The sequence below is a fragment of the Shewanella sp. MF05913 genome, from assembly GCF_059758095.1.
The window spans coordinates 224,179-240,601 of record NZ_JCAYNT010000002.1 but is presented as its reverse complement, the minus strand read 5'-3'; the positions used below and the strand labels follow the sequence as shown (position 1 = coordinate 240,601).

Genomic DNA, 16,423 nt, shown 5'->3' with positions numbered 1-16,423 from the left:
CGAGGAGGACGTTTATTGTGGAACATTTATTACAGTTACATCTCTCGCCTTCAATAATTTCAGTGTAGTGCGCGCGGTGGTTTACAGATGTGATTTAGATCATTTTTGTCGTAATTAAATGTTAGGTATTAACTTAATTTAGACTAAACAGAGTGTTGCGAGTGTTTATTGCTTGAGTGGTACTACCTGTTCGCTTTGGTTTTGGCATGATTGTTTTTAATTACAGACAAAAAAGTGGCCTGATTATCGCAATTGATTATTGCAATTGATTATTGCAATTGATCATCGCAATGATGTGAAGTGGTTGTGGCTGAGCTGGCTCAGTTTATTCATCAGCCCAGCTTGCCCTAATTTATTTAAGCCTAAATATCGCTTCAACTCTGTCGCTTACGGTGACCTGACCTTGTTGATAGGTTTGCGCCACATCGGCATTCATTTTCATGCTGGCGCGATACATTTCGGGTTGATGTGATTGTGTTGGAAAATATCTTACTTCCCATACTCCGGCCACTTGCTCACCAAACCCTTTGGCTAACGAATCTGCTTTTTGTTTGGCATCTTTAATGGCGGCCTGGCGAGCCTGGGTAATCATGTCGCCTTCTTTACTTGATTTAAGCTCAATATTATTCACCTGATTAACGCCTTCTACTAACGCGCTGTCTAGCAGTTCGTTGAGCATATTAAGCTCCATCACGGTGACGGTGATTTGTCTGTTTGCGCTATAACCCGTGAGTACTCTTGGCTCATTTTGCACATATCGATATTGTGGATTGAGCTGTAAATTGGCTGTTTGAATGTGTTTTTTATCAATACCGGCCTTGAGTAAGCGTTGCATAAATTGGCTAACTGCTTCGTCAGCTTCATCTTTTGCTGACTTTGCATTGGCCGCTTCAATCGACACTGCCACATTAATAATGGCCATGTCTGCACTGGCTTCAATGGTACTGGTGCCTACGGTTTCAATATGAGCAAAACTCAGCTCTGCAGCTTGCACTGTGGCTACGTTGCTGGTGGCGGTTAAGGCGAATAATGAGCTTGAAATTAAGCTGGTGAGTAATAGTCTATTCATTGATAACTCCGCTAGTGGTTAGCTAAATACTGTTTTTACACGGGTAAAGTGGGTCTGTTATGAGTGTAAACGGTGCAAAACCTAAAAAGGGTTTTATTTTTTATGTGCAGTGGGTGTATGGAAAATCTGCGCTGAAATATTAAGCAGTTTTGTTCTTATCCATTGGTTGACGGGATCGTCTTCTGCTTGTTTATGCCAATACATGTGCACTGCAAGATCGGGTACTTCAAACGGTAAAGGCGATACTACAATAGGCATAGATTGTTGCAGCAACATGGCATAACTGCTTGGCATGGTCATTATCATGTCAGATTGGCTCACCACATTGATGGCGGCAAAGTAGTGCTCGCAGCGTAGGGCAATATTGCGGGTAATGCCTTGAGTCGCTAGCGCCATGTCGACAGTGTCGATGGTAAAGTCTTTTAAACTGACTAACGCATGTGATGCTTTGGCATAATTGCTTAGCGTTAATTGCTGCAATATCGGATGGTCTTTACGGCAAATGAGCGAAAATGACTCGTGGCAAATTAAGCTGCTGCGAATGTCTTTATGGGTTGGCATGAGTACGTCAATGACGATGTCTAAGGTTTGTTGTGCCAATGATGGCTCAAGCTCGGTGCGTTTTATTTGGCGGCTGTTTAAGGTCAGATTTGGCGTGTTATTAAGTAAATCTGGCACTAATACGGGAAAAAACATTGACTCTAATATGTCACGTAATCCGAGTTTTATTTCTCGTTTATGTTGCTGAATATCAAAATTGGCGGGCGTTGATATGGTGTGCTCGAGTAAATCCATTGCTTGTAATACATCGGGAATGATTTTTTGACACAAGGGCGTTGGCACCATTTTTCGGCCATGGCGAACAAATAATGGGTCGTTAAACTTGCTGCGTAAACGGGCAATGGCGTGACTGACTGCGGGCTGCGTTAAATGCAGTTTAGCTGCAGCGCCGGTAATGCTGCCTTGTTGATAAACAGTCGTCATGATGAGGAATAAGTTAAGGTCTATCTTACTATGTAGCATATTAATAGTTATCTATGATTTAGTATCATTTGAATTTATTTTAGGCTTGGTTAAATTAAAGTCAAACTAAACCAATAAAAAGTAGACTCAACATGACAACATCACAAGAAGAATTACAGATTAAACAAATGACCATAGGTACCGACAAATACCCAATGCCATTACCGCCTAAATTTGACTCCAAGCAACAGCAACAACAATATGAAAAACAGCGTTTAGCAGCTGCGTTTAGGGTCTTTGCTCATTACCGGTTTGACGAAGGTTTAGCTGGCCACATTACCTTGCGAGATTGCATTGACCCTGAAACCTTTTGGGTTAACCCGTTAGCGGTACATTTTTCAAAAGTCAGAGCGTCAGATCTTGTCCGTGTTGACCATAAAGGTAATATTATGGAGGGGAAGCACCCAATCAATAATGCCGCATTTGCGATTCACTCTCGTATTCATCACGCTCGCCCAGATGTGAATGCCGTTGCTCATGCCCATACCACTTACGGCCGTGCATTTTCATCTTTAGGCGAGTTACTAAAGCCCATTTCGCAAGATGCTTGCATGTTTTATGAAAACCACAGCATATTTGACACCTTTACCGGTGTGGTGGCTGACCTATCTGAAGGCGACATGATTGCGGATGCTCTGCAAGGTCATGCCGCGGTTATCTTACAAAATCATGGTTTATTAACCGTGGGTAAATCTGTTGATGCAGCTACCGCAAACTTTGTGATGCTAGACAGTTGTTGTCATAGCCAGTTATTGGCTCAAGCGGCTGGCGAACTTAAACTCATTGGTCATGAGATAGCGACCAAAACTCGTCAAATGAACGGCTCAGATTTAGTCACCTGGGGCAACTTCCAACCTATGTATCAAGTGGTACTAGCACAAGACAACAGCTTCTTAGATTAACCTGTACTCGGGATAAGGGGTGATCTTATACAATTTAAAATCAACATGTTACCCCTTCTCAGTTTCAAACTTGTCATTTGTTCAGCTAACAAGGCGAATTGACGCGTCAATAGCTAGCCTATTGTAAGTCGATTCAACGCAGTTAGCAGGGCAAAGGACTGTTTGAAAGGCGTTTATTATCCCGAGCTCAGGTTAAATTAGTCTCTAGCTTAATACCACTCTCGCTAAGCCGTATGACTTGGCGAGCAAGGATGTCTCTCTATGACAGGTTCGATTATTACCGAAATACTGCTACCGCTTGCACTCGCCTTTATCATGTTCGGCATGGGTTTAAGCTTAACGCGGTTTGATTTTTTACGCCTTTGGCAAACACCAGCACCCATTGTTACTGGGTTTGTGGGGCAAATTATTGCGCTACCCTTATTGGCTTTTGGTATTTGCCTGGCAATGGACTTGTCTATGCCGATGGCTATTGGGTTAATGATTTTGGCGGCATGTCCGGGTGGCACGACATCGAATGTGGTGAGCCATTTGGCCAAAGCCAATTTAGCGTTGTCGGTAAGTTTAACGGCCATTAGCAGCATAGTGTGCGTATTCAGCGCACCGTTTGTGATTCAATTTGCTGTGGGTTACTTTGCCAATGAAGCGCCAATAGATGTGTCGCTCAGTAGCATTTCGTTAGGATTGCTCGTGATTACTTTATTGCCGATTGTATTTGGCATGTTGGTTCGTAGTTATTTCAGATCGTGGGCGATTAAGGTTGAAGTGTACTTTAGGCGCTTTGCGTTAGTGTTTTTGTTGTTGATGATCACCGGCGTGGTAGTTCAGGAACATGCCATTATCGTTGATGCTTTTAATGAAGTGTTCATCGCCTGTTTATTGTTAAACTTTGGCGCAATGTTGATCGGTATCGTGAGTGCGAAAGCATGCTCTCTTTCGCATAAGGATGGATTAACGCTGGCGATTGAGATTGGTTTGCAAAACTCAACCATGGCGATGCTCATCTGTATTAGCTTGTTGAACATGCCAAGTTATGCCGTCGTTGCCGGCGTGTACAGTTTAACCATGTATGCTGGTGCAGGGTTGCTCATTGCTTATGCTAGTTATACACAAAAGCAACATAACAGCGCTCAGCTTAACTAATCAGCTTAATAGTACATTAATATAATACACACACCCTAGGTTTGTTGTTGGCGATATTCACTGGGTGTTGTGCCTTGCCAGCGTTTAAATGCCCGCCGAAAATTAGCCACATCAACATAACCCAATTGATAAGCTAACTGCTTAATACTGCCACTGGTTTGTGACAAGTATTGCTTCGAAATATGGTGATTTACCGACGCGACAATTTGCTTATAGCTACTTTGTTGTTGGCTTAAATGGCGATGAACAGTACGGGGCGTCATGTAAAAATGCGCCGCTGTGTCACTTAAGCTTGGTAATGGTATTGGGCTTTGGAGTAAATATTGATACACCTTATCACTTAAACTTTGTTGGCCGTTAAGTTGTTCAAGTTCGTTAATACACCATTGTTTGGCTTGCATAAATGAACCCGGGTCGGCCATATCAAGAGGTTGTGTCATTGATGCTTGAGTTAATATTAACTGGGTGTTGGCTTGATTAAAATGCACCGGCACTTTAAATAATTCCGCGTATTGCTGCCAATAAGTGGGCGCTGCAAAGCTGAGGTTTACTTGGCATAACGGCGTCGATAGCGGCGTGAGTTGTGGCATGAGTTGTTGTAGCAATTTGGCAATCGTCACCAGCAATGCATCCATATAGGGTTGCCGTATTATTCCCAGCGGGTGTATTTCCTCAAGGGTTACAACCGTAGTGTTGGCCGTTTCGTGGGTATTAATCTTTACCAGTGGCGTGCGGGTGTTAATAAACTGCTTCAATGTATCAATAGCTTGTTTAAGTGTGCTGCTGTTAAGCATGGCGAAACCCATCATGCCATGAGTGTTAATGCCTATGCGATTGCCTACATGCAAGCCGAGCTCTGGTCTGGCGCAAAGATGAATAGCAGAATTTATTAGGCGTTGATAATCATCAAAACTTACTTGAAAGTGTGGGTCTTGTAATTGCTCAAGTGTGATGCCGTTATGCACCAACCAAATGTTAACATCACAGCCCCACTGACGCAGTTGTTGATAAACTTGGTTTAAATAAAAAATCGGCAGTGGCTGCATAGCATCCTTATCAATCGCTTTCATACCCAATCAACTTGAAGAGACGTGTTTCAGAGCTTCACCGTGTTTTCAATACTAGGCGCGTTAATGCGGTAATGTAGGTACCTTATAAATTAACGTAACAACGTAGTGGAAGCACGGTGAAACTCCCAAAGGGCAAGTTTTACACGCGTTTATGCTGCGGCTTTTGTTAATTTAGCTGATTTTGGAAAGGGAATAACCATTACCCGCAATCAATGCCTTGTCTAAACGCGTGTAAATTCTTGCTGAAATCGAGCATCTTCAGGTTGTTTGGGTATATATCAATCCTATTCATCAGTTGTAACGGATTTACCAGTGCTTGTCTATTAATGACCCCTTTATGTCTATTTATCCCTCTTTTCTATTTTGTCTGCTGACGTAAAGTGACCCTTTAACCTTTAAAGGATTACTTATGTTGTCAATGTTTACCGCTAAAGCTGTGAGCTTAACCATTAATGACACCATTGTGGTTGAGCAAGCCAGCGTAAAACAAACCGTTTTAGCCTCGGCATTGGCAGCCGATATTGCTTTTCCTCATCATTGCCAGGTAGGCAGTTGTGGCGCTTGTCGGTGCCAGTTAGTGTCTGGTGAAGTTAAGCAATTAACCGACAGTGCTTATGTATTGTCAGCTAAGGCCATAGCTCAAGGCATGATTTTGGCCTGTCAAAGCGTGCCTAAATCTGCGGTTAATATTAAGGTTAATCTGCGTCAACGCCAGTTGGCCGATGAGCCGCAAGAGTGAGGAGACTGTCATGTTTAAGTATCTTAAGTTTATGTCGTTTCACCTTATGGCACTTATTGCCATTGTCAGTATTACCTTAGGTGAGTCGTACATCAGTATTGGGTTTGCTATTTGGGTGGCCGTGTATTTAGGTGGCGATATTTTATTTGGTGACGACGTGCACACACCAAGCTATCGATTTCCGGCTTTATTGACGTGGCAGTTATGGTTGGCATTGCCTTTAACCGTGATATTGGTGTTTGTGTGTTGCTGGCAGTTTGCCAGTCAAGATATCGGGCAATATGGTGCATGGATAAACAGTTTAACGGGCTATGATGCCTTGCAAGCGCGTCAAAATACGAGTGTATTTCAATATGGTGTGATGGTGGTTTACTTAGGCTTAGTGGTTGGCGTAATGGCAACCATTACTGGCCATGAGCTAACGCATCGCACTTGGGACCCCGTGTCATTATTGATTGGGCGTTGGTTGTTAGCATTTAGTTTTGATGCAAACTTTGCTATTGAACATGTGTATGGCCACCATAAATATGTTAGTACTTTAAACGATCCGGCGACCGCACCTCGTGGTCGTGGTGTTTATGCCCATATTATTATTTCGACCATTAAGGGCAATATAAGTGCGTGGCACATTGAGCAGCAAAGGCTAATGCGTAAACAGCTTGCGGTATGGAGTTGGCACAATAAAGCATTACGAGGCTACGCCATGAGCTTAGCTATTATGATGTGGGTATTTTGGCTTGCGGGTTGGCAGGGATTAAGCTTTTTTGTATTAATGGCATTATGGGCTAAAGCGACCTTAGAGATCGTCAATTACATGGAGCATTATGGTTTGGTTCGCGAACTTAATTCGCCAGTAAAACCTCACCACTCCTGGAATACCAATAAGCGGGTAAGCTCGTGGGCCATGTTTAACTTAACCCGGCACTCTCATCACCATGCTCAAGGGCAACTGCCTTACCATCAATTAGCACCTTATCCCAATGCACCACAAATGATTGGTGGATACCTTAGCACCTTTGTATTAACCCTCATTCCGCCACTATGGCATCGACTTATGCTGCCTAAATTACAACATTGGGATGCACATTTTGCCACACCAGCTGAATATCAAATGGCCCAGCAAGCTAATCAAAAAAGTGGGATTGCAGCTTACCAAACGTGTGCTTAATACTTTTTTGTGGCGGTTTGACTTGAAGCCGCTTTGAAACATGCATTTTCAGGTCGATTGGGTATGTTAACTACTCATATTGATGCGGTTACGGCCTGTTGATTTTGCACGGTAAAGTGCTGTGTCTGCGGCGCAAATCAGTGCTGTTGGGGTGCGGTATTGGCCACTGCGCTCACACGCAATACCCTGGCTGACACTGATTTTGGTTTGTGCGGGTAACCCGATATCGGTAAAGGTTAACTGATTAACCCTTTGTTGAATTTGTCTTGCTATATATTCCGCAATGAGCGGATTACTGTTAGGTAAAATGACCACAAACTCTTCCCCGCCAAATCGGGCAGCCATCGCATTGTTAGAGGGGAGAACCTCTGTCAGTACTTGAGCAATTTTTTGCAAACATTTATCACCGTTAACATGGCCATATTGGTCATTAAACATTTTAAAGTAATCGACATCGATAATGATTAAACACAGTGGTTGATCGTGGTTAATGCTGTCGTTCCAGTTAGTTTGCAGGGCATCATCAAAAGCGTGGCGATTGGCAAGGCCGGTTAATTTGTCGGTATGCGCTAAGTGGCGCAGTTTGTTGTACTCGGCTTTATGGGTAGTGAGGTTATGCATGATGCCAATAAATAACGGTTCAGACCCTATCCGCATTGACGGTAAACATGACAAGGATAAGTCTGCTTCGAGCAACGTACTGTCGGCACGATTTATGATAATTTCTTTAGGGCCATGATTAAACTGAGTCACTTTATTGGCTTCATTGCTGATGCTGTTCCACAAGGTAAATAAAGATTGATACTCATCTTTAAAAGGACTTTGCAGATAATCGGTCCAGGTTTGACCGATTAACATTTCGGCTGGGGCACCGAATAATTTAGCGCCTAACGGATTAATCATCTCAATCACACCCGCAGAGTTAATCACAAAAATCGCTTCTGAAATTGCCGTAATCACATTGAGCAAGGTGCTAATTTGTAGGTTATCTGCTACTGCCATTTTGCCATTATGACTTGCTGAAGTGGCATCAGAAGTTGCATTAAAAGTGGTATCAAAAATGACATCTGTTGCTGATGAGTTGGATTGTGGTTCAGCCTCAACTCGCAATGGTATTTTAATCGCGCTGGGAAATTTAGCGAATGAGTCTGTTAATTTAGTCACACGAGAAATCGTGTCATTGAGTTCAGTTAATTTATCATTGGTAAACATGGTGCATTCCCTTAAGCGTTTGGTATTGGTAACCCCTTGTTGATGTCAAACACTCTATTAGTAATAGCGGTTTTTAACCTTTCGGTAATCTTCTGATTTTAACTTGTTGATTTAATAGTTTTTAAAGTGGCTTCTTATTGTGTGAATTTGTTCGTATTCACTGGTGTTTGCTGTTTGAGGGTGAAGTTTTGTTTGGTATTTGGGTTTTGGTTGATAGAGCATCTATCCATTTATGAGTGGAAATGGTCTGTTTGGTGTGCTCATCGGTTGGTTAAACGTTGGGGTTTATAGCGTTTTTTTAGGGTTAATGATTACTGATTCGAAATGTGTTTGCTACAAGCGTAAAGCTGTATGGATTTATTTTTAGACTGAGTTTTGTGCAATAAAGTTGTTCGCTATTGAGCTCGTTTTATCGTGTTCGAGTGTGTTAATGGGTGGGCAGATGTGAGTGTTCTTGAGATGTTACGGTAAACTATTTTGCCGTTTATCGATAACAGAAAGCTCAGGGAAATCCCTGAGCTTTTTTGATCAAGAAAATTAATTTTCTGGACGATTGATAACTTGTGGGTCTGGACTTAGTAGCATTAAGGTATTGGTGTTATTTGATAGCACAAACTGGAATTGAGTGCTTCCTGATACTTCATCTAAGTCAGTTAATTGGAGTAAGCTGCCATCGCTGCTGATAGTCGTTGCATCAATTATATGGTCAAAAGGAGTAATGAAAGCAGCACCGACAAATTTGAGGCCCTTGTCGGTATGGTCAATCAATTGGTATGAAATAGTACCTAATTGAGTCACTACCACATTGCCGCATAAAGGCGTGCCATCGAGGTTAGTGTAAGCAAATTCAGGCTCACCTTTATTGTCTAGAGTCACTATCACATTAATAAATGTTGCTTGGCCTTCAGTACTTGTCATTGTGTTGTCCATTTTTGTTAGTTTAAGGTTTTAGGGTTTTCGGTGCTGTGGTAAATCTATAATTGGTTATTGCCGATTTATCTAACAGCTGTAACAAATCAGGATGCTGATTCAATTCGCCAAGGCAATCGAGAGCTTGAGCATAAGGAATTGTAAATTGTGGGTCGTTATTTTTTTCAACAATAGTTGCTATCAGACTTTTAGATTGCCGACACAAGGTGACAACTTGTTGTGGCTGGCCTAGGGAAGCCAGTAATGACGCCGCTAACATATTGCTTTGAGTTAAATTCGCCACATAAAGTGAACTTTGCTTAAACTCAGTGGTTAGCTTGCTAAAAGAGGATATTGCCTGACGCGCATAAACAAGGCTTTCTGAAAGCAGCCCTCGTGACGCTAAATAATTTGCTGCAGCCAGCTGATATTTTGCACGTAGATGATTATTTTTACTGGAGGTTGCCAAGATAGCATTCTCAGTAAGCATGGTTGCTAAAGATTCAATGCTCTGTTTCATTGTATGTTCGATGGGTTCAGAACTAAATACTAATAGATCAAGGTAAGTATAATATTGTTGGATCTTCCAAATATCATTCTCAGGGTCTTGTTTTAGTGCGTCAGTAATCGTCACTAAACTAAGTTTTGTTTTTTCAACGGCAGGTTGTCGCTGGCCTTGGTAACTTAATAAATTAGCCAGTAATTGGTAGCTACTCGACAGCCTATAAAGTAAATAAGGCTGTTTTTCTAATGCTTTATTGGCCAACTGTTGCTGAATATCCTGATGTATTTGTATTGCCGCGGTAATGTCGCCTTGAGCAGAGGCGGCGCTGGCAAGCCATGAACGTGTATCTGCTATATCAGCAATTAGCTGGCTATTAGTTTGATCTTTAAACCATATTTTTAGTTTTAACAGCAATGATTGCTCAAATGCCACTCGTGCAGCAGCAAAGTTTTGTTGCTTCATGTGTGTCGAGCCAAGAGAGTTTTGTGCGTACGACAACTCCATAATGGCATCGTCATCGTTTGGCGCGTATTGATACATGGCTTGGCTGTATGTTAAATATTGTTCGAACCAAGGCTGCGTTGCAGCCCAATCACTTTTATCGTATTCAAGCTGGCCGAGCCAAAAAGCATTGGCCCCTAAAGTTTTAAGTAAACTGAGGTTTTGCGGTTGTTTTTCGAGTAACGGCAGCATGCGCTGTTGGGCGGCAATTAAGGCGCTGTGGGCTTCGTCGGTATTGCCGCGGGAGTAGGCCACTTCGCCCATGGCCTCTAAGGTTTGGCTGTGTTGAAACTGCGCTTCAAAGCTTAAATAGCTGGCATCGTCGGCCGAAAAGTCGCTGAAATATTCTAATGCTTTATTACTGATCCCATCGAGCAAGTCCATGCGACCAATACCGCGCATTTTGTCGGCGAATTCTCCCACCATAAAACCGAGTAAGTTTTCTGCCGCCAGGCGTTTTTGTTGTGCTTGGTTTTCGGCCTCAATACTGCGAACGCTCATGGCAACAGCAATAACGGTTAAGGTGACCAAGGTGAGCATAGTCAAACGGCGACGCCAACGGCCGGCATTGGCCTGTTTGGTGGACGCTTGGATCAGCGCCGCTTCGTGTGGATCGATCATAAATAACGGATTAGTGACTAAGCTTTGTGCCTCAATTAAGGGTTTCCCTTCGGTGAGTAAATAGGCGGGGCTTTTTGACTCCGTTAACCAACGTTGTGTTTGATGCTGTAAGCGGCTTTTAATCGCTAAGCTGTCTTTATGCTCGTTTATCCATTGGGTTGCTCGCGGCCAGCGCCTTAATAAGGCCTCGTGAGCAATACTGAAACAGGCTTTATCGTATTGTAGATGCGAGACAAACAAGCGGTTGTCGACCATGGCTTTAACGAGATTTTGTTCTGCTTCATTTTTTAATCCTTCCCAATTAGCTGCGCGGCTGGTCAATGACTTTTCGTCTTCGGATAAAGTGATTAACATCGATAACACGTTAGGTAACGCAGTACGTTCTGCTTCATTTAACCTTGCAAGCACTTGCTCGGCATTTTTACCAATAGCCCCTTCTAAGCCGCCAAGAGAATGATATTCAGACACTAAAAGCTGGTCATTTTCATCGCGCTTGAGGTATAGCGCCTCTAAGGTGTATTGCAACATGGGCAGTGCATCTGGGTTTGATGCGGCGTCACTACAAAGCAGTTCATCAAGTGGCATGGCGGTATTGGGATCAACTGACCATGTGAGGTTAGCGGCATTGGCGGGTAAACGGATCATTTGCATGAGTTCGGTTCGGCTTGGTGTCGACAAATCAAAGTGTGAACCGTTGGCTTTACCTGCCATTAAGCTTGGGTGGCTGACCACCTGGGGGTAAAAGTCATTACGACAGGCGCTGATAATCAGTACTGATCCTGATGTTGCTAATGCTTCGAGCACATCGAGAATCTCTGTGCGTTGCTGTTCGCTATAAATAGGTGATGACAGCAGCACTTCTAAGCGGTCGATAAATAAACAAAATTGCGGTTGGCTATATTGATGGCTCGTTTTGGCTGCGGTTATGGCCTGTTGGCATTGGTCGATAACGTTAGGTATATCTTGCATTAGCTGCATGGCAAGTTGTTGTGCGCTTAACTGGTTAAACACTGGAATATCGTTAATTTCCCAGTCGAGCATGGCGCCGGCAATATCAATAAGCAGGCGGTCCTGGATGACATCGGCTAAGTCCAGGCTGGCATAATCGAGTACCCCTACGCCGTTAAAGCCGCTGGCACTTTTGAGGTTAGGGATCACCCCCGCATTAATTAACGACGATTTACCCGTACCACTTGGGCCAAGCACTAAGCAAAATGCACGACCGAATTGAATTTGTTTAGAAATACGATTGAGTAAGGTGTCTACTTGCTCACCACGGCCAAAAAACACGTTAGCATCGTTTGCTTCAAAGGCACGTAAACCAGGAAAGGGCGATTGACCTTGCCAGGGCTCTTTTGTAACTCGGGTGTGGTGCCCAATGGGGAACTCAACTTTTGCAAGGGTGCGGTAACCGCGTTTGCGGATGGTTTCAATGTAACTGGGGTTTGATGCCTGATCGCCCAAAGCTTTACGCAGTTGGGTTATGACCTTATGCAGTGGATTATCACCAATGGCAATGTCTCCCCAACATTGACGAATAATATCGTCAGGGGTGAGCACCTCTCCCTGGTGTTGGCACAGTAGTTTTAATACGTCCATGGCTTTAGGTTCGAGGGTGCTGATTATGTCACCCGACTGAATACTATTGCTTTGTGGATTAACTTGCCAATCGCCAAAAAAGAAAGTGTTGTCGCTCATGTGTTATCCATTGATCAAATTAAACAGGCCTTAAATGACTCTGCAACCCAACATCTTATGGGTTATCACGTTATTGTGATAATAAGTCAGCCATTATAATGGTTGTGGCTAAATTGTATCTTAGCTTTCCACTCGTATCGACTGATGTATTGAGTATGATATCTGGTTAAACTAATTGTTCTAATTGATTAATTTTGGTAACGATGGCGTTATTGATAGGGGTTTTTACGCCATATTGTTGCCCCAAACGCACTACCGCACCGTTGATAAATTCGATTTCGGTTTTACGTTTAGCTTGGATGTCTTCCCACATTGATGAGCGGGCTTGTGGGTCAATGTCGAGCATTTGTTTAGCCAGCAGGGTAAATAACATATTGGGTAACGATAATATGACCGGCAACCATTGGGGTTTCACTTTAGTGTATTGATGTAACGTGATATTGGCCGCCTGGCATACGTTGAGCCATTCTGTCATGGCACCGGCTAGTTGACGGCGACTGTCACGCTGGCTGAGTTGTTGTTTAATCGGTAGGTCGGTTATGGCATTTAATGCATTGTTAAGGTTTAACAATAGTTTACCGTAAATTACTGGTGTCATGTCTTGGTGTAAGTCACAGCCAAAACCTTGAGCCTGCATTGCGGTTTGTATCGTTTGGGTATGTTCATTTTGCTGTAAGGTAAATACGCCTTCAGTGCCTTTATGAAAGCGCCCATTGGGTTGTTGCAACACATTAAAAGGCGTGATGCCTTGCAGTAAGTTACAGTGACTCAGGGCATCTGTGATGGTATCGAAACTGCCGAGACCATTTTGCATAAAAATAATGCTGCTGTTGCTGTGAGTGATTGCGATTAAGGTATTGGTAATACTGGAAACTTGATGGCATTTCAACGTGACAAATACCACATCAAATGCGGCATATGCTGTTGGGGCTTGTTCTATATCGGTGATCATGGTTTGTGGCATCACCGTCTGTAAAAAGCCTTGATAATCACTCATGGTGATGCCGTTATTTGCGAGGATGGTTTGCTTAATTGTCGGTCTGCAAATGAGGCTAACATCAAATCCTGATAAACACAGTTGTCCAGCAAGATAACAGCCTGTCGATCCTGCACCAAAAATAGCGATTCTCATTGATTTTTCTCTTTTTATTATTGTTTTATTTTATTGGGTTCAGCTTTACCGAACCATGTTTGTTAATTGTTGTAACATATCAGCACTTGTAACATATCAGCCTTTTTGTCAGTGTAGAACTTTAAAATAAGGTAAAAATAAAATGAAAAAATATTCCTTTGCTTTACTCGCCCTGAGCGCTATCGCTATACCTGCACAGGTCAGTGCTGCTGATATAAAAGTGATCCATGCTGGCACATTATTAACCCTTGCCGGTGAGTCTCCACTCACTGAGCACACGTTGGTGATTACCGATGGTGTGATTACTTCGATTGAGAAAGGCTACGGCGCAGGGCCGCTCGCCACAGCGCAAGACACAATTGAAATTGTCGACTTAAAAAAACAATTTGTAATGCCCGGATTAATGGATATGCATGTGCACTTACAAGGTGAACTGGGGCCAAATAATGACAGCGAAGCATTGCGGATGTCGGATGCCGATGTGGCAATGCGCAGTGCTTATTTTGCCAAAAAGACGTTATTAGCCGGCTTTACTACCGTACGAGATTTAGGCGCTAAACCAGAACAAATTTATGCACTACGCGATGGCATTAACAAAGGGTGGGTTGATGGGCCGCGGATTATTGCGTCGGGCGGCGTCTCGGTAACCGGTGGCCATGGTGACGTAGATGGCATGAGCCCTGATTTGCTCGACAAATTCACCTCTAAAACCATCTGTGACGGCCCGTATGATTGTCGCCGTGCGACTCGCCGAGCCATTAAATTTGGTGCTGATGTGATAAAGATTACTTCTACAGGTGGAGTGTTATCAGACACCAACACAGGTACTGGCCAACAAATGGATGATGATGAACTACGCGAAGTGATTCAAACGGCCCATGCTCTAGGGCGTAAAGTAGCCAGCCATGCTCATGCTGCACAAGGCATTAATGCAGCATTACGTGCAGGCGTGGACAGCATTGAACATGGCAGTTACGCCGATAAAGAAAGTATTAAGCTGATGAAGCAAAGTGGGGCTTATTTAGTGCCCACATTATTAGCCGGTGATACGGTTGTGGCAATGGCCAATGCTGCGGGCGCTGATTTTATGTCGCCTGCGATAAAAGCAAAAGCCATAAGAGTGGGCGGCGATATGATGAAAAACTTCACTGCTGCCTATAAAGCTGGAGTCAACATCGCTTATGGCACCGACAGCGGCGTGTCACATCATGGCGACAATGCCAAAGAAGCGCTGTTAATGAGCCAAGCAGGTATGCGTAATAGCGACATTTTAAAAAGCGCGACCATTAACGCCGCTAAGTTGATTGATATGTCTGATTCATTAGGGTCATTAGAGAAGGGGAAACAAGCCGACATCATTGCGCTTAACGCAAGCCCGCTTAAACACATTGATACGTTACTTGATGTGCCTTTTGTGATGAAAGCCGGAGTTATTTATAAACGCTGATGCTATGTTGTTGCGGCAGTACGGCGTTTTAATAAGCATACTGCCTTAACGTTATGTGATTTCGAAGAAAGTTATTCATTATTTATTCATTAGGTTCATTATTTGTTTGATTTTTGCGGGCTGTTTTCACATACTTGCCAATGCTGTTTATACAGTACTATTTACTATTTAATCAAAACAGAACAACTGCAGATGTTGTGATTAAATAGTAAAGCACATGGATGTGGATTAATGCTAAGGAATGCTCATGCCGATTGATAATATCGCGTTGATAGTGACGGTACTACTAGGCTTTATTGCCTTGCTTATACTTGTCAATTTGGCTGTGTATCGTAAAGCGCAAACAAAAAAACAACTGCTAAATTCCTACGAACAAATCCTCAATCAAGTTGGCGCATATATCTACGTTAAAGATGTCAATTGCCGTTATGTTTATGGTAACCAACTCACTTTAGACTATTTTGGGATTAGCCAAGAACAGTTAAAGGGCACAACCGATAGCCAATATTTTTCACCCATTGTTGCCGATGTTTTGTTGAAAAATGACCATAAAGTGTTATCGCTCAAACGAAAAATGGCAGACGACATTATGGTTGATACCGATGGCCTTCATAATGTTTACCATGAAGTAAAACAGCCCTTATATGACAAAAAAGGCAAGTTGATTGGCTTAATTGGTATTTCGACAGATATTACAGAAGAATTCAATTTACGTTCCGAACTCGAACAACTCGCCAATAGCGATCCACTCACTGATTTGTATAATCGTCGCTCATTTAATGCATTTAGCGAACATGAATTTTCTCGAGCAATGCGTTATTTTAACTCGTTATCTTTGATGATTATCGACATCGACTTATTCAAAAACGTTAACGATACCTATGGCCACTTAGTGGGGGATGAAGTGATTAAGCGAGTCGCTGCTGTTTGTGATGAGCATATCCGTGAGGCAGACATTCTGGCGCGGATTGGCGGTGAGGAGTTTGCGATTTTATTGCCCGATACCGATATCGATTCGGCGTTTAAGCTTGCAGAGCGATTAAGGCTTGCACAGCAAATCGGTAAGCATTCCACAATGCTTAATGACGAAGCGTTACCCGGTATCACAATTAGTATTGGGGTCGCATCTATACAAGTAAAAGATCGATCGTTTGCAGATATGTTTGTACGTGCAGATAAAGCGCTATATTCATCGAAACATGTTGGACGAAATAGCGTTAATGTTGCTTAGGTAGGTGAACTAAAACTGGAATGGGGTTTAATTAATTCTTAAAATTTGTTAAT

Annotated in this window: 13 protein-coding genes; 6 read left to right on the top strand and 7 right to left on the bottom strand. The window is 42.9% G+C overall.

Translation table 11 applies throughout. The annotated features are described in order from the left end of the window. Positions 1–352: 352 nt before the first annotated feature. Both AC19MV_RS04475 and AC19MV_RS04470 read right to left on the bottom strand, forming a co-directional pair. Positions 353–1,069, bottom strand: a complete 717-nt coding sequence (locus AC19MV_RS04475; protein WP_498305941.1) for an oxidative stress defense protein — start codon at positions 1,067–1,069, stop codon at positions 353–355. A gap of 93 nt (positions 1,070–1,162) precedes the next feature. Further along, the gene (locus AC19MV_RS04470; RefSeq protein ID WP_432399186.1) at positions 1,163–2,092 is read right to left on the bottom strand and encodes a LysR family transcriptional regulator; all 930 of its coding nucleotides are present in this window, start codon (positions 2,090–2,092) and stop codon (positions 1,163–1,165) included. Positions 2,093–2,184: 92 nt separating this feature from the next. On the opposite strand from AC19MV_RS04470, the gene AC19MV_RS04465 reads away from it, so the two are divergent. Then, the gene (locus tag AC19MV_RS04465) at positions 2,185–2,994 is read left to right on the top strand and encodes a class II aldolase/adducin family protein (RefSeq protein WP_432399185.1); all 810 of its coding nucleotides are present in this window, start codon (positions 2,185–2,187) and stop codon (positions 2,992–2,994) included. Between the two features lie 261 nt (positions 2,995–3,255). Next, a complete protein-coding gene (locus tag AC19MV_RS04460) occupies positions 3,256–4,137 on the top strand; it encodes a bile acid:sodium symporter family protein (RefSeq protein ID WP_498305940.1) in 882 nt (293 codons plus the stop codon). A 35-nt stretch (positions 4,138–4,172) separates the two neighbouring features. Here AC19MV_RS04460 and AC19MV_RS04455 read toward each other — a convergent pair whose 3' ends face one another. Further along, positions 4,173–5,207, bottom strand: a complete 1,035-nt coding sequence (locus tag AC19MV_RS04455; protein ID WP_498305939.1) for an AraC family transcriptional regulator — start codon at positions 5,205–5,207, stop codon at positions 4,173–4,175. A gap of 409 nt (positions 5,208–5,616) precedes the next feature. Here AC19MV_RS04455 and AC19MV_RS04450 point away from each other — a divergent pair, with 409 nt between their 5' ends. Together AC19MV_RS04450 and AC19MV_RS04445 are read left to right on the top strand one after the other, a co-directional pair. Next, positions 5,617–5,946: a 2Fe-2S iron-sulfur cluster-binding protein gene (locus AC19MV_RS04450; protein WP_498305938.1), complete on the top strand. Its 330-nt coding sequence runs from the start codon at positions 5,617–5,619 to the stop codon at positions 5,944–5,946. A gap of 10 nt (positions 5,947–5,956) precedes the next feature. After that, positions 5,957–7,114 (top strand): alkane 1-monooxygenase, encoded by a 1,158-nt coding sequence (locus AC19MV_RS04445; protein ID WP_498305937.1) that lies wholly within the window; start codon positions 5,957–5,959, stop codon positions 7,112–7,114. 66 nt (positions 7,115–7,180) lie between these two features. On the opposite strand, the gene AC19MV_RS04440 is transcribed toward AC19MV_RS04445, so the two are convergent. The 4 genes from AC19MV_RS04440 to AC19MV_RS04425 form a co-directional block, all read right to left on the bottom strand. After that, entirely contained in the window at positions 7,181–8,326 is a 1,146-nt protein-coding gene (locus AC19MV_RS04440; protein WP_498305936.1) for a GGDEF domain-containing protein, read from the bottom strand. Positions 8,327–8,863: 537 nt separating this feature from the next. Beyond that, entirely contained in the window at positions 8,864–9,244 is a 381-nt protein-coding gene (locus tag AC19MV_RS04435; RefSeq protein ID WP_498305935.1) for a DP-EP family protein, read from the bottom strand. Positions 9,245–9,266: 22 nt separating this feature from the next. After that, a complete protein-coding gene (locus AC19MV_RS04430; protein ID WP_498305934.1) occupies positions 9,267–12,560 on the bottom strand; it encodes an nSTAND1 domain-containing NTPase in 3,294 nt (1,097 codons plus the stop codon). A gap of 166 nt (positions 12,561–12,726) precedes the next feature. Next, the gene (locus tag AC19MV_RS04425; protein WP_498305933.1) at positions 12,727–13,692 is read right to left on the bottom strand and encodes a 2-dehydropantoate 2-reductase; all 966 of its coding nucleotides are present in this window, start codon (positions 13,690–13,692) and stop codon (positions 12,727–12,729) included. A gap of 142 nt (positions 13,693–13,834) precedes the next feature. On the opposite strand from AC19MV_RS04425, the gene AC19MV_RS04420 reads away from it, so the two are divergent. Both AC19MV_RS04420 and AC19MV_RS04415 read left to right on the top strand, forming a co-directional pair. Beyond that, complete coding sequence (locus AC19MV_RS04420) at positions 13,835–15,139, top strand: metal-dependent hydrolase family protein (RefSeq protein ID WP_498305932.1); 1,305 nt, start codon at positions 13,835–13,837, stop codon at positions 15,137–15,139. A gap of 247 nt (positions 15,140–15,386) precedes the next feature. Next, a complete protein-coding gene (locus AC19MV_RS04415) occupies positions 15,387–16,370 on the top strand; it encodes a sensor domain-containing diguanylate cyclase (RefSeq protein WP_498305931.1) in 984 nt (327 codons plus the stop codon). Positions 16,371–16,423: the final 53 nt, after the last annotated feature.